Source organism: Cupriavidus sp. 10L43_2 (assembly GCF_056395265.1).
In genome coordinates this window covers 19,473-41,362 of sequence record NZ_JBFTJE010000007.1, presented here as the reverse complement: position 1 = coordinate 41,362, position 21,890 = coordinate 19,473, and the positions used below count along the sequence as shown (strand labels likewise).

Below are 21,890 nucleotides of genomic sequence, written 5' to 3'. Positions count from 1 at the left end.
TACCGCCTTCTTCTGCCCATGAAAATCGTAAATCGACTAAATTGAACCCATGCTCCCCGCCTCCATCGACGACACCGCCGCCCTGCTGCACCGCCAGCAGTATTTCGCCGACCGCGAGACGGCGACCGTGCTTTATCTCGCCCTGCGCATGCAGCGCCCGCTGTTCCTGGAGGGCGAGCCCGGCGTGGGCAAGACCGCGCTCGCGCAGGCCATGGCGGCGGCGCTCGGGACGCGGCTGCTGCGGCTGCAGTGCTACGAAGGGCTCGATGCCGCCAGCGCGCTTTACGAATGGGATTACCCGCGCCAGATCATGGCGCTGCGGCTGGCGGAGGCGCGTGGCGAGCGGCCCGAGCAGCAGTCGCTCTATCACGACGATTTCCTGCTCAAGCGCCCGCTGCTCGAAGCCTTGCTGCCCGACCCCGCTGCGCCGGGCGTGCCGCGCGTGCTGCTGATCGATGAGATCGACCGGGCCGACGAGCCGTTCGAAGCCTTCCTGCTCGAAGTGCTGTCCGAATACCAGGTGTCGATTCCGGAGATCGGCGTCGTGCGGGCCGAGCGGCCGCCGCTGATCGTGGTCACTTCCAACCGCACGCGCGAGGTGCACGACGCGCTCAAGCGGCGCTGCCTCTACCAGTGGATGGGCTACCCGGACCGCCAGCGCGAGCTGGAGATCGTGGCCGCCCGCGCGCCCGAGGCGGCCGCGGCGCTGCAGCATCAGGCGATCGACTTCGTCCATCGGTTGCGCGGCATCGACCTGTTCAAGGCGCCCGGCATCGCCGAGGCCATCGACTGGTGCCGCGCGCTGGCCGCGCTGGGCGTGACCGAACTGGACCCGCAGTCGGTACGCGACACGCTGGGCGTGCTGCTGAAATACCAGGACGACCTCGCCCGCGCCGATGGCCCCACGGTGGCCGAACTGCTCGCTGGCGCCCCGCCGGAGCGCTAGCGCCATGCCGCACCCCATGCTGCACCCCACCCCGGCCCTCCCCATGCTCGCGCGCAACGTCACGCATTTCATGCGGCTGCTGCGCGATGCCGGCTTCGGGCTGTCGCCGGCCCACGCCGTGGATGCGCTCGACGCGCTGCGCCATATCGACATTGGCGCGCGCGGCGAGGTGCGCGCCGCGCTGGCCGCGCTGGTGCTGTCCGGCCCCGACCAGCGTCCACTGTTCGATGCCGCCTTCGACCTGTTCTGGCGCGACCCGGACTGGGAAGGCAAGATGCGCGCGATGCTGCTGCCGCGCGTCGATGCCGGCGCGCCGCCGCCCAAGCGCAGCAACCGGCTCGCCGATGCGCTTGCCGCGCGCCAGCCGCCGCCTCCGTCCCCCGGCCAGCCCGCCCGCGAGGAGCGCTTCACCGCCCCGCTGACGTTTTCCGATCAGGAGCGGCTGGCCCAGCGCGATTTCGAGACGCTGACCGCCGAGGAATGGCGCGCGCTCCAGCACCTCGTGCGTACGCGGCGTGCCCACCTGGCGCTCCAGCGCACGCGCCGGCTGCGCGCGGCGGCCTGCGGCATCCACGCCGACCTGCGCGCCAGCGCGCGGCTGGCCGTGCGCCAGCATGGCGAATGGCTGCGCTGGAAATACCGCAAGCACGCCGAGCGCAAGCCGCCCGTGGTGCTGCTGCTCGACATCTCGGGATCGATGAGCCAGTACTCGCGCGCGGTGCTGTACTTCTGCCACGCGCTGATGCAGTCGCGCGAGCGCATGCACGTGTTCCTGTTCGGCACCCGGCTGACCAACGTCACGCGGGCGCTGCGCGAGCGCGATCCCGACGAAGCCGTCGACCTGATCACCGGCCAGGTGCGCGACTGGGCCGGCGGCACGCGCATCGGCGCGGCGCTGGCGCAGTTCAACCGCCAGTGGGCACGCCGCACGCTGTCCGGCCGCGCCACGGTGCTGCTGGTCAGCGACGGCATCGACCTCGAACACATCGACCTGCTCGACGCCGAGATGGCGCGCCTGCGCCGTTTTGCGCACCGCATCATCTGGCTCAATCCGCTGCTGCGCTACGCCGGCTTCTCGCCGCAGGCGCGCGGCATGCAGGCCATCCTGCCGCACGTGGACGCCCTGCGCCCCGCGCACAACCTCGACAGCCTGTTCGCGCTCGAATCCCTGCTCGCGGACGACGCGCGCCGGCCCTTCATCGCAACCCCCAAAGGAAGCCCCCCATGGAGATGACCCAGACCCAGCGCCTACCCGTGCCCCGCGACGTGGCATGGGGGGCCTTGAACGACACGGACGTCCTCAAGCAATGTATTCCGGGATGTGAGAGCATCGAGCCCGATGGCGAAAACGCCTACCTGCTGGCGATGACCGCCGCGGTGGGGCCGGTCAAGGCGCGCTTCAAGGGCCGCATGGCGCTGACGGACATCCAGGCGCCGGAAAGCTATACGATCCAGTTCGACGGGCAAGGCGGCGCGGCCGGCTTCGGCAAGGGCACCGCCCGTGTTTCACTGGTGGATCAAGGCGACGAGACCGACCTGACCTATGTGGTGCACGCCCAGGTGGGCGGCAAGATCGCGCAGATCGGCTCGCGGCTGGTGGATGGCGCCGCGCGCAAGCTGGCCGAGGCCTTCTTCACGCGCTTCACCGAGGCGGTGAGCGGCGGCAAGGAAGCCGAAGGCCAGGACGTCAACGAGGAAGCCGACGCCGCGCAAGCGGACGGCGGCGATGAGCAACAAGGTAGCGAGAAGCGGAAACGATCATGGACAGCGTGGATCTCGAAGTCCTGAAGAGCAGCGTGCGGTGGCAACAGGAAGGCCACGGGGTATTGCTGGTGACGGTGGTGAGAACCTGGGGCTCGTCGCCCCGCCCCGAAGGCGCGATGCTGGCCGTGCGCGATGACGGCCTTGTGGTCGGTTCGGTCTCGGGCGGGTGCATCGAGGACGACATCATCGACCGCGTGCGGCGCGAGGGGATCCACGCCAGCCGCCCGGAGGCGATCAAGTACGGCATCAGCGCCGAGGAAGCCCACCGCTTCGGCCTGCCCTGCGGCGGCACCATCGAACTGGTGGCGGAGCCGCTCAAGGCCGCCAGCGGCATCGCCGACCTGCTCGATGCCGTGGAGAGCGGCCGGCTGGTCGCGCGGACGCTCGACCTGGCCACCGGCGCCGCCACGCTCGGCCCCGCCCAGGCCACGGACGGCCTGGCGTTCGACGGTGACAAGCTGCTGACCATCCACGGCCCGCGCTACCGCATGCTGGTGATCGGCGCCGGGCAGTTATCGAAGTACCTGTGCCAGATCGCCGTGGGGCTGGGCTTCCATGTCACCGTCTGCGACCCGCGCGAGGAATACACCGAGACGTGGGACATCCCCGGCGTGGCGATGGTACGCACGATGCCCGACGACACCGTCATGGACATGAAGCTCGACGAGCGCAGCGCGGTAATCGCGCTCACGCACGATCCCAAGCTCGACGACCTGGCGCTGATGGAGGCGCTGCGCACGCCGGCCTTCTACGTGGGCGCGCTCGGCTCGCGCCGCAACAACCATGCGCGCCGCGAGCGCCTCAAGGAGTTCGACCTGACCGAACTCCAGTTGGCGCGGCTGCACGGCCCGGTCGGCATCTATATCGGCAGCCGCACGCCGCCCGAGATTGCCATCTCGATCCTGGCCGAGGTCATCGCCGCCAAGAACCACGTTTCGCTGCCGGACATCCTCCAGGTGGAAGGTGCCAAGGCCGCACGCGAGATCGCGGCGGGCGAGGCGGAATGTCCTGTGCTGCCCGCCACGGCCACGGCGACGGCGACGGCCACGCAATCATGAAGAAGCCCGCACGCGCCCCGCTCACGCCGACCGACCTGCCGGTCGGCATCCTGCTCGCCGCTGGTTTCGGCAAGCGTTTCGATGCCACCGGCACGCGCAACAAGCTGCTGGAGGTACTGCCTGACGGCCGCACCGTGGCGTGGCGCAGCGCGCGCACGCTGGCGGCAGCCCTGCCGAACTCGATTGCGGTGGTGCGGCCCGGCAACGCGGCCCTGGCCGAGGAACTGCGGCGCGGCGGCTGCCGCGTGGTGGAAGCGCCCGATGCCGAGGCTGGCATGGGCGTGGCGCTGCGCGCCGGTGTGGCGGCGACTGCCGAGGCACGCGGCTGGGTGGTGGCGCTGGCGGACATGCCGTGGCTGCCAATGGAGTTGGTCCGCGCCGTGGCGCTGACCATCACCACGCCGGAAACCATCGCCGCGCCGTGGCGCGACGGCAAGCGCGGCCACCCGGTCGGCTTCGGCGCCGCCTGGCGCGATGCCCTGCTGAAGCTGGACGGCGACGAAGGCGCACGCGCCTTGCTGACCGACCAGCCGGTCACCCGCATCCTGACCGAGGACGACGGCCCGTTCCGGGACATCGACACACCGGGCGATCTGGCCCCGCGTTCGCGGTAGTAGCTACGCCTGCCCTCTCCCCCGCCCCTCTCCCAGAGGGAGAGGGGAGAACACCGTTGGTTTGCTCCCCTCGCCCGCTTGCGGGAGAGGGGCCGGGGGAGAGGGCCAGCGCCATGACGCAGCCCCGACCGTTCAACCGCCCTCGGTCTCCATCAGCGTCCGCAGATACTCCCGGCTCCACCAGTGCACGTCCTGCTGGCGGATGCGCTCAAGCAGCTTCTCGTGCCGCGCCCGCCGTTCGGCCAGCGGCATGTGCAGCGCCTGCTGCACCGCCTGCGCCGTGGCGCGCGTGTCGTAAGGGTTCACCAGCAGCGCTTCCTTGAGCTGCTCCGCCGCGCCGGCAAAGCGGGACAGCACCAGCACGCCCGGATCCTCCGGGTCCTGCGCGGCGATGTACTCCTTCGCCACAAGGTTCATCCCGTCGCGCAGCGGCGTGACCAGCGCCACGCTGCTGGCGCGGCACAGCCCCGGCAGCCGGCGGCGCGAGGTGGAGCGGTGGATGTAGCGCACCGGCATCCAGTCCAGCTCGCCATATTCACTATTGATCGCCCCGGTGATGCCCTCCATGTCGCGCCGCAGGTCGGCGTAGGCATCGACCGATTCGCGCGAGGGCGCCGCGATCTGGATCAGCGTGGCGCTGGAGCGGTTCTCGGGGTACTCCGCCAGCAAGACCTGGAACGCCTTGAGCCGCTGCGGCAGCCCCTTCGAATAGTCGAGCCGGTCGATGCCGAGCAGCAGCCGGCGCCGCGCGTACTGGTGGCGCATCATCTCGTAGGTCTCGCGCGCCTCGTCGCCGCGGCCCAGGTCGATGAACTCGTCCACGTCGATGCCGATCGGGAACGCCTGCGCGCGCACCGTGCGGTGGAAGGCGCGGAAGCGGTACTCGCCCATCGGCTCGGCGCTGGCCTCGCCCTGCACGTAGCGGGAGAAGTGGTCAAGATCGGCCTGGCTCTGGAAGCCCAGCAGGTCGTAGGCGAACAGCGCCCGCATCAGCCACTCGTGCTGCGGGATGGCCGCGAGAATCAGCGGCGGCGGCAGCGGAATATGGAGGAAGAAGCCGATGCGCTGGCTGCAGCCGATGGCGCGCAGCTCCGCCGCGAGCGGGATCAGGTGGTAGTCGTGGATCCAGATCACGTCGTCCGGCTTGAGCAGCGGCGCCAGCTTGCGCGCGAACAGCTGGTTCACGCGCCGGTAGGCGTTCAGGTTGCCGCCCGCGTCGAAGTCGGCCAGATCGAGCCGGTAGTGGAACACCGGCCAGAGCACGCCGTTGCTGTAGCCCAGGTAGTAGGCGTCGTAGTCTTCCCGGCTCAGGTCCACCGTGGCCAGCGTCACGTTGCCGGCCTGCGAGATGTGCAGCTCGCCCTCGCCCGGCGTGCCGCCGTGGCTGGGTTCCACCGCGCGACCGCTCCAGCCGAACCACAGGCCGCCGGTCTTGCTCAGCGCCTCCGAGAGCGCCACGGCCAGGCCGCCCGCCGCGTGGTTGCGCGGATCGGCGACCCGGTTCGATACCGCTACAAGTCTTCCCATAGATCGCTTCTTGTTGTTGCCAATCCTGTCGTCAGATCACCGAATCCCACGGGGCAGATAGCCGCATGGCGCCGTTGATCAGGCCGACCATCGAATAGGTCTGGGGGAAATTGCCCCACATCTCTCCGGTGACCGGGTGTGTGTCTTCCGAGAGCAGCCCCAGCGGGTTGCGCGAGGCCAGCATGGCCTCGAAGATCTCGCGCGCCTCGTCGCGGCGGCCGATGCGGGCCAGCGCGTCGATGCGCCAGAACGTGCAGATATTGAACGCGGTCTCGGGCTTGCCGAAGTCGTCGGGCGCCTCGTAGCGGCGCATGTACGGGCCGTCGCAGAGCGAGGCTTCCAGCGCCTTGACCGTGGAGACGAAGCGCGGGTCCTTCGGGTCGATGAAGTTGACCTCGGCCATCAGCAGCACGCTGGCGTCGAGTTCCTTCCCGCCGAAGCTCTCCGCGAAGGCCTGGCGCGACTCGTTCCAGGACTCGTCCAGGATCTGCTTCTTCATGCGGTTGGCGTGGTCGTGCCAGTAGGCGGCGCGCGCCGGCTGCCCGAGCGCCTCGCCCACCTTGGCCAGCCGGTCGCAGGCGGCCCAGCTCATCAGCGCCGACGAGGTGTGCACGCGCGCCCGGGTGCGCAGCTCCCACATACCTGCGTCCGGCGTGCCGAACACGCGCACGGCCTGCTCGCCGACTTCCTCCAGCCGCGCATACTCGGCCGGCCCGCCCCGGTGCAGCAGGCGATGGTCGTGGAAGGCCTGCGCGGCGCCGAGCACCACGTTGCCGTAGACATCGTGCTGGAAGTGCTCCTGCGCCTGGTTGCCCACGCGCACCGGCCCCATGCCGCGATAACCGGGCAGGTGATCGAGAATGCTCTCGGGCAGTTCACGCTCCAGCCCGATGCCGTACAGCGGCTGGATATGGCCGTCCTGCGACTGCATCACGACGTTGGAGAGCCAGCGCAGGTAGTCCTCCATCGTGCCGACTTCGGACAGGCTGTTCAGCGCGCGCACCACGAAGAAGGCGTCGCGCAGCCAGCAGAAGCGGTAATCCCAGTTGCGGCCACTGCCGGGCGCCTCCGGCATGCTGGTGGTCATGGCGGCGACGATGGCGCCGGTTTCCTCGTACAGAGACAGCTTGAGCGTGATGGCGGCGCGGATCACCGCCTCCTGCCACTCGCGCGGGACCGCCAGGCGGCGCGTCCAGAGCCGCCAGTAGGAGGTGGTTTCCTGCTCGAAGTCCCGCGCAGTTTCCTCCACGCCCTGCGCCAGCGTCTCGTCCGGGCCGAGGATGAAGTTGTAGCCGCGCGTGACCAGAAACGGCGTGTTCGAGAGCACGTAGGCCAGCGGCGCGTCCGTGGTCATGCGCAGCGTCATGTCCTCGCCGATAAAGCGCGCATGACTGCTCCCGCGCGTCATCTGCGGCTTGTTGCGGCCCCAGTTGAAGCGCGGCGCCACGGTCACGCGCACGCGCGGCGCGCCGCGCACCGGGCGGATGCGCCGCACCAGCGTCAGCGGCCGGAAATAGCGGCCAAGGCGGAAGAAGCGCGGGCAGAAATCGGTGATTTCGAGGCAGTTGTCGTGCTTGTCGATCAGCTGCGTGCGCAGGATGGCCGTGTTCGGCTCATACCACTGCTTGGCTTCGAGGAAGTCCTCGATCTCGATGGCCCAGTGGCCGGCGTTCTCGCTCGGGTCCAGCAGGGCGTTGAAGACCGGGTCGCCGTCGAAGCGCGGCATGCAGCACCAGACGATGCGGCCCCGGCCGTCGACCAGCGCCGAGAAGCCGCAATTGCCGATCATGCCGAGCGAGAGCGACGGGTCGGCGTAGCGGCACGAGGTGTCCGAGTCGGTGTTGATTGCCGGCGCCTCGGGCTGTCGCCCGACGTTGGCGGCATCGGCGGCATCGGTGTGATCAGTGGCAGGCTGGTTCACAACGAATCCTCCCTTAGCGTCGGTGTGATGATGGGTTCCTTGGGCGCCGCTTCCGGGGCATCGCCCCGGGTGGCCATCCAGTGCGTCAGGGCGTGGGCCGATTCGTGCAGCCAGGCCCGCAGGGCGTCGGGGTTGGGCAGCACCGCCGTGGCGGCGGTGGCGCGCTGGCCCACCAGCAGGCCCACGCCGCCCAACTCACGCACGACGACGAATCCGGCCTCGTCGGTCACGTCATCGCCGGCAAACAGCGGCATGCGGCCCGCAAACGGCGGCGAGCGCATGAAGGCCGCGATGGCATCGCCCTTGTCCACGCCAGCCGGCTTGATCTCGACGACCATCTTGCCGGGCAGCGCCTCCAGGCCGGCCGCGTCGCGCAGCACGTCGGCCACGGCGGCCCGCACCAGCGGCTCCAGTTCCGGCACCTGCCGGTAGTGGATGGCCACGGCGACCGATTTTCGTTCGAGTTGCAGCCCGGGATGCCGGGCCACCAGCGCTTCCAGCTTCGGCAGCAAGGCGCCGATGCCAGGCGCGGGCGGCGTGACGACCCGTTCGCCGCCATGGCGGAATTCCGCCCCGTGGATCCCGGCGGAAGGCAAGCGCAACGGTTGCAGGAAATGGTCGAGCTCGGCAACAGGCCGGCCCGAGACGATGGCCAGCGCGCCGTCCAGGCAGGTATGCAACGCACGCAGCGTGCCAACCAGTTGGGGCTCTACCTGCACCAGGTCGGGGCGCGGCGCAAGGTCGGCCAGCGTGCCGTCGAAGTCCAGGAACAGCGCGATATGGGGTTCGATTAGGGGTAGCGGGGGCATCGCGTTAAACCGTAACACGTGTGTTTGACGAGCGTCCACCCGATGCTGTCCTACATCGCGGCCCGGCGCGGCTGTGGCGCATTCGGCACCCGCGCCGACACACCACGCGCCAGCACGGCGCTGCCGGGCACGTTCCGCCCGCGTCACGCCAGCGCCGCCCGGATGGGCGCCATCCATTATCATTGGCGGTTTCCGCCGAATTTTCCGGCTTTTTTTGCCCGCGCCCCTGCCGCGCCCCTGCCCTGCCCATCATGACCGCCAAGATCGCCAAGACTGCAAAACCCGCCAAGCCAGCCCGCGCCGCCAAGGCCCCCCGCGCCGCCACGCCCGACTACCTGCGCAAGATCCTCACCGCCAAGGTGTACGACGTCGCCCAGGAAACCGAGCTGACCTACGCGCACGCGCTGTCGGCCCGCACCGGCAACGCGGTCTGGTTCAAGCGCGAGGACACCCAGCCGGTGTTCTCGTTCAAGCTGCGCGGCGCATACAACAAGATGGCGTCGCTGACGCCCGACGAGCTGAAGCGTGGCGTGATCGCCGCTTCCGCCGGCAACCACGCGCAGGGCGTGGCGTTGTCGGCAGCGCGGCTCCAGTGCAAGGCGATTATTGCGATGCCGACGACCACCCCCCAGGTGAAGATCGATGCGGTGCGCGAACGCGGCGGCGACTGGGTCAAGATCGTGCTGCACGGCGAGTCCTACAGCGACGCCTACCAGCACGCGGCGGCACTGGGGCTGAAGCAAAAGCTGACCTTCATCCACCCGTTCGACGATCCCGAAGTCATCGCCGGCCAGGGCACCATCGCCATGGAGATCCTGCGCCAGCACCCGGGCCCGATCCACGCCATCTTCGTGGCGATTGGCGGCGGCGGGCTGATCTCGGGCGTGGCGGCCTACGTCAAGGCCGTGCGGCCGGAGATCAAGGTGATTGGCGTGCAGACCTTCGACTCGGACGCGATGAAGCGCTCGGTGGAAGCCGGCAAGCGCATCGAACTGAAGGATGTGGGCCTGTTCGCGGACGGCACCGCCGTGAAGCTGGTGGGCAAGGAAACCTTCCGCATCACGCGCGAACTGGTGGACGAGATCATCCTGGTGGACACCGACGAGATCTGCGCCGGCCTGAAGGACGTGTTCCAGGACACCCGCAGCATCCTCGAGCCGTCCGGCGCGCTGGCCGTGGCCGGCCTGAAGCGCTACGCCGAGCGCGAGAAGCTCAAGGGCGAGCAGCTCGTGGCGATTGCCTGCGGCGCCAACATGAACTTTGACCGCCTGCGTTTCGTGGCCGAGCGCGCCGAGGTGGGCGAAGCCCGCGAGGCCGTGTTCGCCGTGACGATTCCCGAGGAGCGCGGCAGCTTCAAGCGCTTCTGCGAGCAGGTGGGCACGCGCAGCGTGACCGAGTTCAACTACCGCATCGCCGACCAGGGCGTGGCGCACATCTTCGTGGGCGTGCAGATCGCCGACCGCGCCGAGAGCGACAAGATCGCCGCCAACTTCCGCCGCCATGGCTTCGATACGCTCGACCTCTCCAACAACGAGCTGGCCAAGCAGCATATCCGCTACATGGTGGGCGGCCGCTCGCCGCTGGCGCACGACGAACTGCTGTTCCGCTTCGAATTCCCCGAGCGCCCGGGCGCGCTGATGAAGTTCCTGTCGAGCATGAGCCCGAACTGGAACATCAGCCTGTTCCACTACCGGAACCAGGGCGCCGACGCCTCCAACATCCTGGTGGGTATCCAGGTGCCGAAGAACGAGAAGCGCGCCTTCCGCGACTTCCTTTCCACGCTGGGTTACGTACACTGGGACGAGACCGACAACCCGGTCTACAAGCTGTTCCTGTCCTGAGATCGCGATCATGACGCTCCCCGAACACTCGCCGCTGGGCAAGCCCTCGGCCTACAAGACCGAATACGATCCGACGCTGCTGTTCCCGATTCCCCGGCAGCCCAAGCGCACCGAGATCGGCCTGGCCGAAGGGCGCGCGCTGCCGTTCTTCGGCGTGGATATCTGGAATGCCTACGAGGTGTCCTGGCTGAACCTGAAGGGCAAGCCGCAGGTGGCGCTGGCGACCTTCATCATTCCGGCCGATACGCCGAATATCGTCGAGTCGAAGTCGTTCAAGCTGTACCTGAACTCGTTCAACCAGAGCAAGGTCGCCTCGGCCGAGGCGCTCCAGCAACTGCTGCACCACGACCTCTCCGAGGCCACCGGCGGCACGGTGCAGGTGCGACTGGTCACCGAGGCGGACCTCGGCACGCAGAAGATGGGCGAGCTGGATGGGCTGCTGCTGGACCGCCTGGACATCGAGACCGACATCTACGAGCCGGACCCGACCCTGCTGTCGGCGGATCAGGATGAGACGCCGGTGGAGGAATCGCTGGTCTCGCACCTGCTGAAGTCGAACTGCCTGGTCACCGGGCAGCCGGACTGGGGCAGCGTGCAAATCCGCTACGTGGGTGCGCCGATCGACCAGGAAGGGCTGCTCAAGTACCTGATCTCGTTCCGCAACCACAACGAGTTCCACGAGCAGTGCGTGGAGCGGATCTTCGCGGACGTGCTGCGCATGTGCAAACCGGTGAAGCTGGCCGTCTATGCGCGCTACACCCGGCGCGGCGGGCTGGACATCAACCCGTTCCGCACCAACTTCAACACGCCGTGGCCGGACAACCGGCGCAACGCGCGCCAGTAAGGCAAGCCGCCAGTCAGAACTCCGCGTGCGCGCGGATGCCGTAGAACTTGGCGGGTCCGCGGTCCCGGTTGTAGCCGGGATTGCGGATGTACTGGAAGTCCGGGCTCAGGCTCAGGGTCTTCCAGACCGCGAAACTGTAATAAATCTCGAACACTTGCTCCGGGCCGTAGCGCAGCGCGCCATCGCCCAGGAACGCGCCCAGGCCGCCTGCCGCCAGGTAGTTGCGGTGCGATGAGCCGAGCATGTTCGCCGCCACCGCCACGCCCACCTCGTCATTGGGCCGCCCCCAGGCCTTGCCTTTCAGCGTGCCGCCGCCGGCCACCTGCCGGCCGATCTCGGTGAAGGCGTAGGTCTCGGTCTTGTCGTCCGACATATTGGCGCGGAAGAACACCCCCAGCGCATCGGTCACCTCCTGCACCATCGCCACGCCGATGCCGAGCTTGCTGTGCTCGCGCCGCACGGCGGCGAGGTCCGGCGTTACGCCATTGGCCTGCCCGTAGGCGATGGCGTCGTTGAACGACCCCATATTGGCCTTGTTCCGCCACAGCAGCAGCCGCGCCTGCCCCGGGCGGCCGGCCAGCGTGTAGCGCTTTTCCAGCTCGAGGACGTCGCCGTAGTGCTCGAACAGCCGGGTGTCCAGTTCGCGCCCGTTCGACTCCAGCGGCAGCAGGAAATGGCCGAAGCGCGCCGACCAGCCGTCGCCGATGTACTCCAGCGCCGCGCCCCAGTTATAGCCGCGCGAATCGGCCGGATAGTCGAACGAGCCGTGCGTCATGAACGACCAGTTCATGAACTGCGTGCGGGGGTCCGAGCCGTAGGGGTTCTGGTCGAATACGTCGATCACGCCGAAGTTGCCGGCGGTCAGCACCACGCGGCGCTTGTCCACGGTGCGGGCGAACTGGTTGAAATCCGATTCGAGTTTTTCGTCCCCGCCGCCCAGGCCCCAGGTCTGGCGGATAAAGGCGCGCGCGCGATAGAACTTCGGGCTGGTGCTGGCCGTCTTGGCCAGCTCCCCGTTGGACAGCCCACCCAGGCCATGCAGGTCCGAGAACGGCACGCCCTGCGCCACTTCCGGGTTGAAATGGAACTCGGCGCCCTGCCACAGCCGCAGGCCAAGGTCGAGCGTGCCCGTGAACGAGTAGCTCTTGGCGCGCTCGGTGGTCAGGCTGTTCTCGCCCGAGTACGCGGCGCCGAAGGACGGCTTGCGCTGCCAGATATAGGTGGTCTGCCCGTGGATGGCGAACGGGCTTTCGGTGTCGGGCTCGGCAGCGGCAACAGGGGCGGCGGCGGCGTCCTGGGCGAACGCGGCCGGCGCAGTGGCCAGCGTCGCCCAGGCAAGGCCGGCGCAGGCCATCAGTCGGAAACGCGGCATCGGGAAATTCGGCTGGGACGGATGCGCCACAGCGGCCATCCGAGACTGGCGCGAAGCATAGCCAACCGCTTCTGACGTGTCTACCGTGATTGCTGCAACGCAACAAGAAAGGCACGGTTCCCCCATCCGGCGACTTTGTAACGCGCCTTGAATTAATTAATTCGAAAATTAATATTCAGCCGATACGAAGTGCCACGCCCATGCCGACCAAGCCACCATCCCCAACATCCACACCCAGCCCTGACGCCCGGCGCCCGGGGCGCCCCGTCGCCCGCGCCGATGCCGGCCAGCGCGACCGCCTGATCGAGGCGGCCGTAACCCTGTTCGCCCGGCATGGCGTAGCCGCCACATCGACCAAGGCGATTGCCGCCGAAGCCGGCGTGACCCCGGCGCTGGTCCACTACTACTTCCGCGAGCGCGAGCAACTGCTGGAAGCCGTGTTCGAGGAACGGCTGCTGCCGCTGGTCGATCAGGTCTTCAGCGGCGCCCCGCCCGCCGGCGAGGGGTCGCCACCCGATGTCGGCACGCTGATCCAGGGTCTCGCGGGGCGGCTGATCCGGGTGGCGTCGGCCACGCCGTGGTTCCCGGGGCTGTGGATCCGCGAGATCGTCGGCGTCGAGGGCCAGTTGCGCGAACGGCTGGTGCAGCGCGTGGCCATGCAGCGCGCCACGCTGATCACCGGCCCGCTGATGGCGGCGCAGGCGCGCGGCCAGCTCAATCCTGGCCTGGAGCCGGCGCTGGTCATGGTCTCGCTGATCGGCCTCACGCTGCTGCCGCTGGCCACCACCCATATCTGGCAGCGCCTGCCCGGCGCGGAAGCCATCGACACCGACACGCTGGTGCGCCACGTGACCGCCCTGCTGGCCCACGGGCTGTCCGCACCTGCATCCCCCTCGTCGACCTAACGCCATGGAGCCGCGCATGCCCTCCCGCCTTCCGCAGTGCCTCCTGCAGTGCCTCCTCCTGCTCGCCGCCTGCGCCGCGCTGGCCGCCTGCAGCAACGACAAGCCCGTCACCTGGCAAGGCTATGTCGAGGGCGAATTCGTCGCCGTGGCGTCGCCCTTCGCGGGGCGGCTGGAAAAGCTGACCGTCGATCGCGGCCAGCAGGTCGCCGCCGGCGCGCCGTTGTTCGTGCTCGAATCCGACGACGAACGCGCCGCGCGCCAGCAGGCCGCCGAGCAGGTGCGCGTGGCCGAGGCGCAACTGGCCGATATCCAGATCGGCAAGCGGCCCGTGGAAGTGGCCGTGAACCAGGCCCAGCTGGCGCAGGCTCGCGCCCAGGCCACGCGCAGTGCGGCCCAGCGCAAGCGCGACGAGGCGCAGTTCGAGATCGGCGGCATCTCCCGCGCGCAGCTGGATGAGACCCGCGCCACCGCCGATGCGGACGCGGCGCGCGTGCGCGAACTGCAACGGGACATCGACGTGGCCCGCCTGCCCGGCCGCAAGGACCAGCTCGCCGCCCAGCAGGCCCAGGTAGAGGCCGCGCGTGCCGCGCTGGCGCAGGCCGAATGGAAGCTCTCGCGCAAGYCGGTCAACGCCACGGCCGCCGGGCTGGTCTACGACGTGCCCTACCGCCCCGGCGAATGGGTGCCTGCCGGCAGCCCCGTGGTGCGCATGCTGCCGCCCGGCAACGTCAAGGTGCGCTTCTACGTGCCCGAGGCGGCGGTGGGCGCGCTGAAGAACGGCCAGTCGGTGCAGATCCGCTGCGACGGCTGCGCGGCGCCTGTCGCAGCGAAGATCACCTATGTATCGAACGAGGCCGAGTTCACGCCGCCCGTCATCTACAGCAACGAAACGCGCCGCAAGCTGGTCTTCCTGATCGAGGCCCGCCCCACGCCCGAGGACGCCCCCAAGCTGCGCCCCGGCCAGCCCGTGGAGGTGGCGCAGTCATGAACGGCACCGAGGATCGCGCCAACGGCGCGCTGGCGATCGACGTCAAGGGGCTGAACAAGCGCTTCGGCGACAAGCACGTGGTCAACGACCTGACCATGCAGGTGGCGCGCGGCGAGATCTTCGGCTTCCTCGGCCCGAACGGCAGCGGCAAGACCACCTCCATCCGCATGATGTGCGGGCTGCTGACGCCGGACTCGGGCTCGGGCACCTGCCTGGGCTTCGACATCCTGAAGCAGGCCGCCGAGATCAAGCGCAACGTCGGCTATATGACGCAGCGCTTTTCCTACTGGGAAGACCTGTCGATCCGCGAGAACCTCGACTTCGTCGCCCGCGTCTACGCCATGCCCAATCGCCGCGAGGCCGTGGACCGCGCGCTGGAAGACCTCGGCCTGCAATCGCGCGCCGCGCAGCTCGCCGGCTCGCTGTCGGGCGGATGGAAGCAGCGGCTGGCGCTGGCGGCGTGCCTGCTGCACGAACCCAAGCTGCTGCTGCTCGACGAACCCACCGCTGGCGTCGATCCCAAGGCCCGGCGCGACTTCTGGGAGCAGCTCCACCAGCTCGCCGCGCGCGGCATCTCGGTGCTGGTCAGCACGCACTATATGGACGAGGCCGAGCGCTGCCACAAGCTCGCCTATATCGCCTATGGCCGGCTGCTGGCGCAGGGCACGTCGGCGGAGGTGGTGGCCAGCCAGGACCTGGCCACGTGGAGCGTGGAGGGCGACGACCTCGCCGCGCTCTCCGCCCAGCTGCAGGGCCGGCCCGGCGTGGACCAGACCGTGGCCTTCGGCACGGCGCTGCACGTCACCGGCAAGGACGCCGGCCAGCTCGAACAGACGCTGAAGCGCTACGCCGGCGCGCATCACCGCATCCACCTGACCGAAACCAGCCTGGAGGACGTGTTCATCCACATGATGAGCGGTGCCCAGGACAACATGGCGGCGCAGCCGGGCAAGTCCGCCAAGCCAGCGAAGGGGCAATCGTGAGCGCCAACGCCCGCTTCTCCGTCCAGCGCTGGTGGAGCATCGTGCTGAAGGAATTCCTGCAGCTGCGGCGCGACCGCATCACCTTCGGCATGATCGTCGGCCTGCCGATCATGCAGCTGCTGCTGTTCGGCTTCGCCATCAACAGCGACCCGCGCCATATGCCGACTGCGGTGATCGTCGCCGAACATAGCGACYTCTCGCGCACCTTCGTCCACGCGCTGGAGAACACCACCTATTTCCGCGTGGTGCGCACCCTGCCGGACGAGGCCGCCGGGCGCGAGGCGCTGCTGCGCGGCGACGTGCAGTTCGTGGTCAGCATCCCCACCGATTTCTCGCGCAAGCTGCTGCGCGGCGAGCGCCCCGAGATCCTGGTCGAGGCCGACGCCACCGACCCCTCGGCCACCGGCCCGGCGATCGGCGCACTGGCGCAGCTGCCGGTCAGCGTGGCGCGCATCGACCTCAAGGGCGCGCTGGCCCCGCTGGCCGGCGGCAAACCCGCCTTCGACGTCAACGTGCAGCGCCTCTACAACCCCGAGGGCATCACCCAGTACAACATCGTCCCGGGCCTGATGGGCGTGATCCTGACCATGACGATGGTGATGATGACCGGCCTGGCGATGACCCGCGAACGCGAGCGCGGCACGATGGAAAACCTGCTCGCCACGCCGGTGCAGCCGCTGGAGGTCATCTCGGGCAAGATCGTGCCGTACATCTTCATCGGCCTGATCCAGTCCACCATCATCCTGCTGGCGGCGCGTTATGTGTTCCAGGTGCCCTTTCTCGGCTCGGTGGTGGGCGTGTACCTGGCGGCGCTGCTGTTCATCGCGGCCAACCTGACGGTGGGCATCACGCTGTCCTCGCTGGCCAAGAACCAGCTCCAGGCGGTGCAGCTCACGTTCTTCTACTTCCTGCCCAACATCCTGCTGTCCGGCTTCATGTTCCCGTTCGCCGGGATGCCGACGTGGGCGCAGTGGATCGGCAACGTGCTGCCGATGACCTACTTCAACCGGATGATCCGCAGCATCCTGCTCAAGGGCAGCGGCTGGCTGGAGTTGTGGCCGAACGTCTGGCCGGTGGCGCTGTTCACGGCCATCGTCATGACCATCGCGGTGCGCTTCTACAAGCGCACGCTCGACTGAGGGGATGCCATGCGAGTCTTCTCGCTTGTCCTGTTGCTCTCGCTGGCCGGCTGCGCGGTCGGCCCCGATTTCAAGTCCCCCGATGCCGTGCCCGACGCGCGCTACACGCCGGGGCCCCAGCCGGTGGCGACCGTGCCGGCCCTGGGCAAGTCCCAGTCCTTCGTGCCGGGGGACCTGCCCCAGCAATGGTGGACCCTGTTCGGCAGCGACAAGCTCGACGCCACCGTGCGCGCCGCGCTGGAAGCCAGCCCCACGCTCACGCAGGCCCGCGCGCGGCTGCGGGAGGCGCAGGAGAACCTCAACGCGCGCACCGGCGCCACGCGGTTTCCCACTGTCGATGCCTCGCTCAACGCCACGCGCCAGCAGGTGGACCTGACCTCGGTCGGCATCACCCAGTTTCCCAGCCCCGGCCCGTTCACGCTCTACAACGCGAGCGTGCAGGTCTCCTACGCGCTGGACCTCTTCGGCGGGCAGCGGCGCGAACTCGAAGGCCTGCAGGCGGCTGTCGATTACCAGCGCTACGAACTCGAGGCCGCGCGGCTCTCGCTGGCCGCCAATGTGGTGACCGCCGCCATCCGCGAAGCCGGGCTGCGCGCCCAGTTGGCCGATACCGTGGCGATGGCCGACGCGCAGCGCCGCCAGCTCGGCATCATGACCGAGCGCCTCAAGGTGGGCGGCGTGGCGCGCGTGGACGTACAGCGCCAGCAGGCCGAACTGGCGCAGACGCAGGCGCTGATTCCGGGCCTCTCCCAGCAGATCGATGTCACGCGGCACCAGCTGGCTGTCTACCTCGGCCAGACCCCGGCCAGCGCGCAGTTGCCCGAATTCGGGCTCGCCGACCTGACCCTGCCCGAGACGCTGCCCGTCAGCCTGCCCGCCGAACTGGCCCGCCGCCGCCCCGACATCCGCGCGGCGGAGGCGCTGCTGCATCAGGCATCGGCCGATATCGGCGTGGCCACGGCCAACCTCTATCCGCAGATCACGCTGACGGCCAGCGGCGGCACGCAGGAGATGCGCGCGCGCGACCTGTTCAGCAGCATGAATGTGTGGAGCCTGGCGGCCGGCGTGGTCCAGCCCGTGTTCCATGGCGGCGAGCTGCGCGCCCGCAAGCGGGCCAAGGAGGCGGCCTACGAGCAGTCGCTCGGCGCCTACCAGCAGGCGGTGCTGCAAGGCCTGCAGAACGTGGCCGATACCCTGCGCGCGCTCGACGCCGACGCCGCCACGCTCCAGGCCCGCGAGGACAATGCCCGCCAGACGCGCGGCACGCTGGTCATCGTCACGGAGCAATACCGGCTCGGCGGCGTCAGCCAGTTCACCCTGCTGGACGCCGAGCGCCAATCCCGCCAGGCCGCCCTCGACCTGTCCCAGGCCACCGCCGCAAGGCTGGCGGACTCGGCGGCACTGATGCAGGCGCTGGGCGGGGGATGGGAGTGACTGACACGCCTGCCCTCTCCCCCGGCCCCTCTCCCGCAAGCGGGCGAGGGGAGACCCCAGACAGCCTTTGATAGGCCCTCGGTTAGCTCCCCTCTCCCTCTGGGAGAGGGGCCGGGGGAGAGGGCCAGCGCTTCAGCGAAGTCCAGCCGCCAAAAACCCCCTCAACCGCCGAACCCCCTCATCCAGCCGCTCCACGTCACACGCATAGCACCAGCGCACGAAGCCCTCGCCCTCATCCCCGAACGCGCTGCCGGGGGCCAGCCCGAGGTGGGCTTCCCGCACCAGTTGCTTGCAGAGCGCGAGGCTGTCCGTCGCGCCGGCCAGCTTGAAGAAGACGTACATCGCGCCTTCCGGGGCGTGGGCGTCCACGCCCGGGAGCGCCGACAGTGCGCCCACGAGGTGATCGCGGGCGCCGCGCAGGCGCTGCACCAGATCCTGCGTGAACGCCTCGCCTTCGGTCACCGCCACCACGCCGGCTTCCTGCACGAACGACGGCGCGCAGGAGGTGTTGTATTCCACCAGCTTGCCGAGGTCGTCCATCAGCGCCGCCGGCAGCACCATCCAGCCGAGGCGCCAGCCGGTCATCAGCCATGCCTTGGAGAACGAGTTGACGGCAATCACGCGAGCCTCGCGCGGGGCGATGTCGAGGAAGGACGGCGCGATGGTCCCTTCCGGGCCGTAGTAGAGCCGTTCGTAGACCTCGTCGGCGATGATCCAGATGCCGTGCCGCTGGCAGTGGTCGAACACGGCCTGCTGGGCGGCGCGCGGCATGACCCAGCCGGTGGGATTGTTCGGCGAATTGATCATCACCGCGCGCGTGCCCGGCGTCAGCGCGGCGAGCAGCTTGTCCAGGTCGAGCGCCCAGCCGTGTGGGCCGTAGTCCAGCGTCACCGTTTCCACCGTGGCGCCGAGGATGCGCGGGATCTCGACGAGGTTGGGCCAGAGCGGCGTCACGGCCACCACGCGGTCGCCGGGGCCGGTGACGAGTTGGGCGGCCAGCATCAGCGCGTTGACGCCGGCGCTGGTCACGGCCACGTTGCCGACCGGCGTGTCGCCATGCAGGCGGCTCACATAGCCGGCCAGCGCGGCGCGCAGCGGCGGAATGCCGAGGTTGTGGGTGTAGAACGTGGCGCCGGACGCCAGCGCCTGGCTGGCGGCATCCCGGATAAATGCCGGCGTGACCTGATCCGACTCGCCGAACCAGAACGGCAGTACATCGGGCAGGCCGATGCCCGCGTTGGCCACCTCGCGGATGCGCGACGCGCGCAGGCTGCGCACGGTGTCTCGCGCCAGCGGCGCAGTGGCAGGGGAAACAGGCGGCTGGGACATCGGTGCTCCGGGGGTGAGGGACGATGAAGCCGCCAGCGTAGCGGAAACGGCGAAAGTCGTCAGTCTGCGAACCGCTCGCGCAGTTGCGCGGCCGTCATCGCCCCATAGCCCAGCCCGCCCAGCGGCGACGCCACGGCGCGCAGCAGCGCCGCATTGTCCGGCGCCGTAGCGCCATCCGGCAGGGCCATGTTGTTTTCGAAGCCGATGCGCGCGTGGCCGCCGAGCATCACGGCGGTGGCCGCGCAGTCGGCTTCCTGCTTGCCGAACGCGCAGACGGCCCATTCCACGCCGGTGCCTTCCAGGCCGGTCTCGCGCCAGGCGGCGAGGAACGGCAGCAGGTCCGCCGGCGTCGACTTCTGTCCCGCCGAATAGCGGCCCAGCACGAACAGCACCCAGTGGCGCCCGGCCGGGATCGCCCCGCTTTCGCGCAGCGCGGCGTAGCGGTGCACGTCGGCGGCGTCGTAGAGGATGTACTGGGCCACCACGTGCTCGCGGTGCATCCAGCCGAAGAACTCGGCGGCGACCGGCAGCGCGGCGGGGTCCGGCACCAGTTCGCGCACGGCCACGGACGCCGCCTCGGGGCGCAGCGCCCGGACGGTGGCGATCTGCTGGGCCGGCTGGTAAATGCCGACGGCCTCGGTGGTCAGTTGCAGGACCAGCGCGTCGCCCACGGCCTGCCGCACCGCCGCGATGGCCGGCGCGTAGTCGGCCACCTCCAGGCTGTGCGTGCCATCGGCGCGTCGCACGTGCAGGTGGATCATGGCGGCGCCGGCCTCCACGCATTCGCGGGCGCATTGCGCCAGTTCGTCCGGGGTCATGGGCAGCCGCGCGTGATCCGCGTGGGTCTTGCGGGCGCCGTTGGGCGCCACGGCCAGCGCGAAGGGACGGCGCAGGATGTCTTCAGTCATGGGGGTATCTCAATCTCAAGCGGGCAGGACCACGCCCACGGCCTGCGCGAAACGGTCCACGATATTGTCGATGTCCGCCGCCGTGCAGATGAAAGGCGGCGCAAACAGCACATGATCGCCGTGCACGCCATCGACGGTGCCGCCCATCGGATAGACCAGCACGCCGTGCGCCATGCACGTGCGCTTGAGCGCCGCGTGGGTCTTGCGGGCCGGGTCGAGCGTGGCCTGGGTGGCGCGGTCGGCCACGAACTCCACGCCGACGAACAGCCCGCGCCCACGCACATCGCCCAGATTCGGATGATCGCCCAGCGCCTCGCGCAGCCGCGCGCGCAACTGCTCGCCACGCGCCAGCACGTTATCGAGCAGATTGTCCTCGGCGATGGTCTGCTGCACGGCGAGCGCCGCCGCGCAGGCCGTGGCGTGGCCGATATAGGTATGGCCGTGCTGGAAGAAACCGCTGCCGCCGACGATGGCTTCGTAGATGCGGCGCGTGGACATCATCGCGCCAATCGGCTGGTAGCCGGCGCCGAGGCCCTTGGCGATGGTGACGATATCCGGCACCACGCCGTCTTCCGCGCAGGCGAACAGGTGGCCGGTGCGGCCCATGCCCGACATCACCTCGTCGAGGATCAGCAGCACGCCGTACTTGTCGCACACGGCGCGGATGCGCTTCAGGTAGTCGCCCACCGGCGGCACCGCGCCGGCCGTGGCGCCGACCACGGTTTCGGCGACGAAGGCGGCCACGCTCTCCGGCCCCAGTTCGAGGATCTTGGCTTCGAGTTCGTCCGCCAGCCGTTGCGCATACTGGGCGTCCGTCTCGCCGGCGGCCCGGTCGCGGTACGCATAGCACGGCGACACATGGTGCGCAGGCACCAGCAGCGGCAGGAACGGCTCGCGCCGCCACGCGTTGCCGCCAATCGCCAGCGCGCCGAGCGTGTTGCCGTGGTAGCTCTGGCGGCGCGCGATGAAGTGGCGGCGCGCCGACTGGCCGGTTTCGACGAAATACTGGCGCGCGAGCTTCAGCGCCGCCTCCACGGCCTCCGAGCCGCCCGAGACGAAGTAGACGTGATCGAGATCCCCCGGCGCGGCCTCGGCCAGCGTGCGCGCCAGTGTCTCGGAGACTTCCGTGGTGAAGAACGAGGTGTGGGCGTAGGCGAGCGTATCCACCTGCGCCTTGATGGCCGCCACCACGCGCGGGTGGCCGTGGCCGAGGCACGACACCGCCGCGCCGCCGGAGGCATCCAGGTAACGGCGGCCGGTGCTGTCGATCAGCTCGATCCCCTGGCCGCCAACGGCCACGGGCATGGTTTGCTTGGGATTGCGATGGAATACGTGCGTCATGATGGAAGAAGCTGTCCTGTGCGGGGCGCCGAAGTCAGGTGCGAGTATAGGAACAAGCGCACCCTCTTTGCAACATGTGTTTCATTGATCGATGAAAAAGAAACACTCGATCCAGCAATCGACGTGGGGACGGGGCGCCGACCTGTGCAACAATCGTTGCATTCCGC

General features: G+C 69.2%; 19 protein-coding genes. 12 read left to right on the top strand and 7 right to left on the bottom strand.

Translation table 11 applies throughout. The features are described 5' to 3' along the window. The first annotated feature begins 49 nt into the window (after nt 1–49). The 5 genes from AC1DEL_RS12275 to AC1DEL_RS12255 are packed head-to-tail and all read left to right on the top strand — an operon-like array spanning nt 50 to nt 4,382. A complete protein-coding gene (locus tag AC1DEL_RS12275) occupies nt 50–946 on the top strand; it encodes an AAA family ATPase (RefSeq protein ID WP_092291789.1) in 897 nt (298 codons plus the stop codon). Nucleotides 947–950: 4 nt separating this feature from the next. After that, nucleotides 951–2,180: a vWA domain-containing protein gene (locus AC1DEL_RS12270; protein WP_477125795.1), complete on the top strand. Its 1,230-nt coding sequence runs from the start codon at nt 951–953 to the stop codon at nt 2,178–2,180. Continuing rightward, nucleotides 2,171–2,734, top strand: a complete 564-nt coding sequence (locus AC1DEL_RS12265; protein WP_092291785.1) for an SRPBCC family protein — start codon at nt 2,171–2,173, stop codon at nt 2,732–2,734. Before AC1DEL_RS12270 ends, AC1DEL_RS12265 begins: the two co-directional genes overlap by 10 nt. Continuing rightward, entirely contained in the window at nt 2,707–3,768 is a 1,062-nt protein-coding gene (locus tag AC1DEL_RS12260) for an XdhC family protein (protein ID WP_477125794.1), read from the top strand. The genes AC1DEL_RS12265 and AC1DEL_RS12260 overlap by 28 nt, the downstream gene beginning before the upstream one ends. Further along, on the top strand, nt 3,765–4,382 hold the full coding sequence (locus tag AC1DEL_RS12255; protein ID WP_092291781.1) for a nucleotidyltransferase family protein: 618 nt from the start codon (nt 3,765–3,767) through the stop codon (nt 4,380–4,382). The genes AC1DEL_RS12260 and AC1DEL_RS12255 overlap by 4 nt, the downstream gene beginning before the upstream one ends. A 132-nt stretch (nt 4,383–4,514) precedes the next feature. Here the strand turns inward: AC1DEL_RS12255 and AC1DEL_RS12250 are convergent, their stop codons facing one another. The 3 genes from AC1DEL_RS12250 to otsB all read right to left on the bottom strand — a co-directional run bounded on the left by AC1DEL_RS12250 (nt 4,515) and on the right by otsB (nt 8,639). Then, nucleotides 4,515–5,909, bottom strand: a complete 1,395-nt coding sequence (locus AC1DEL_RS12250) for an alpha,alpha-trehalose-phosphate synthase (UDP-forming) (protein WP_092291779.1) — start codon at nt 5,907–5,909, stop codon at nt 4,515–4,517. Nucleotides 5,910–5,940: 31 nt separating this feature from the next. Then, complete coding sequence (locus AC1DEL_RS12245) at nt 5,941–7,698, bottom strand: glycoside hydrolase family 15 protein (protein WP_092292137.1); 1,758 nt, start codon at nt 7,696–7,698, stop codon at nt 5,941–5,943. 128 nt (nt 7,699–7,826) lie between these two features. After that, complete coding sequence (gene otsB / locus AC1DEL_RS12240; protein ID WP_092291777.1) at nt 7,827–8,639, bottom strand: trehalose-phosphatase; 813 nt, start codon at nt 8,637–8,639, stop codon at nt 7,827–7,829. 251 nt (nt 8,640–8,890) lie between these two features. On the opposite strand from otsB, the gene ilvA reads away from it, so the two are divergent. Together ilvA and queF are read left to right on the top strand one after the other, a co-directional pair. Next, entirely contained in the window at nt 8,891–10,480 is a 1,590-nt protein-coding gene (ilvA, locus tag AC1DEL_RS12235; RefSeq protein ID WP_477125793.1) for a threonine ammonia-lyase, biosynthetic, read from the top strand. A 10-nt stretch (nt 10,481–10,490) separates the two neighbouring features. Then, nucleotides 10,491–11,324 carry an NADPH-dependent 7-cyano-7-deazaguanine reductase QueF gene (gene queF / locus AC1DEL_RS12230; RefSeq protein WP_092291773.1) on the top strand — a complete coding sequence of 278 codons (834 nt, stop codon included), beginning with the start codon at nt 10,491–10,493 and terminating at the stop codon, nt 11,322–11,324. Between the two features lie 13 nt (nt 11,325–11,337). On the opposite strand, the gene AC1DEL_RS12225 is transcribed toward queF, so the two are convergent. Next, nucleotides 11,338–12,696, bottom strand: a complete 1,359-nt coding sequence (locus tag AC1DEL_RS12225; RefSeq protein WP_477125792.1) for a carbohydrate porin — start codon at nt 12,694–12,696, stop codon at nt 11,338–11,340. Nucleotides 12,697–12,896: 200 nt separating this feature from the next. Here AC1DEL_RS12225 and AC1DEL_RS12220 point away from each other — a divergent pair, with 200 nt between their 5' ends. Genes AC1DEL_RS12220 through AC1DEL_RS12200 form a run of 5 tightly spaced genes read left to right on the top strand, consistent with a single transcriptional unit; the run spans nt 12,897 to nt 18,145 of the window. Beyond that, nucleotides 12,897–13,601: a TetR/AcrR family transcriptional regulator gene (locus AC1DEL_RS12220; RefSeq protein WP_454756796.1), complete on the top strand. Its 705-nt coding sequence runs from the start codon at nt 12,897–12,899 to the stop codon at nt 13,599–13,601. Nucleotides 13,602–13,617: 16 nt separating this feature from the next. Next, nucleotides 13,618–14,589 (top strand): HlyD family secretion protein, encoded by a 972-nt coding sequence (locus AC1DEL_RS12215; RefSeq protein ID WP_477159088.1) that lies wholly within the window; start codon nt 13,618–13,620, stop codon nt 14,587–14,589. Then, on the top strand, nt 14,586–15,572 hold the full coding sequence (locus tag AC1DEL_RS12210) for an ABC transporter ATP-binding protein (protein ID WP_477110353.1): 987 nt from the start codon (nt 14,586–14,588) through the stop codon (nt 15,570–15,572). The genes AC1DEL_RS12215 and AC1DEL_RS12210 overlap by 4 nt, the downstream gene beginning before the upstream one ends. Beyond that, the gene (locus AC1DEL_RS12205; protein ID WP_477159087.1) at nt 15,569–16,711 is read left to right on the top strand and encodes an ABC transporter permease; all 1,143 of its coding nucleotides are present in this window, start codon (nt 15,569–15,571) and stop codon (nt 16,709–16,711) included. Before AC1DEL_RS12210 ends, AC1DEL_RS12205 begins: the two co-directional genes overlap by 4 nt. Before the next feature lie 9 nt (nt 16,712–16,720). Beyond that, nucleotides 16,721–18,145, top strand: coding sequence for an efflux transporter outer membrane subunit (locus AC1DEL_RS12200; protein WP_477125790.1), 1,425 nt, complete (start codon nt 16,721–16,723; stop codon nt 18,143–18,145). Nucleotides 18,146–18,277: 132 nt separating this feature from the next. Here the strand turns inward: AC1DEL_RS12200 and AC1DEL_RS12195 are convergent, their stop codons facing one another. The 3 genes from AC1DEL_RS12195 to AC1DEL_RS12185 are packed head-to-tail and all read right to left on the bottom strand — an operon-like array spanning nt 18,278 to nt 21,723. Further along, the gene (locus AC1DEL_RS12195; RefSeq protein WP_477125789.1) at nt 18,278–19,474 is read right to left on the bottom strand and encodes a pyridoxal phosphate-dependent aminotransferase; all 1,197 of its coding nucleotides are present in this window, start codon (nt 19,472–19,474) and stop codon (nt 18,278–18,280) included. A 59-nt stretch (nt 19,475–19,533) separates the two neighbouring features. Continuing rightward, nucleotides 19,534–20,382 carry a beta-keto acid cleavage family enzyme gene (locus tag AC1DEL_RS12190; RefSeq protein WP_218158018.1) on the bottom strand — a complete coding sequence of 283 codons (849 nt, stop codon included), beginning with the start codon at nt 20,380–20,382 and terminating at the stop codon, nt 19,534–19,536. 15 nt (nt 20,383–20,397) lie between these two features. Next, nucleotides 20,398–21,723, bottom strand: coding sequence for an aspartate aminotransferase family protein (locus tag AC1DEL_RS12185; protein WP_477125788.1), 1,326 nt, complete (start codon nt 21,721–21,723; stop codon nt 20,398–20,400). Nucleotides 21,724–21,890: the final 167 nt, after the last annotated feature.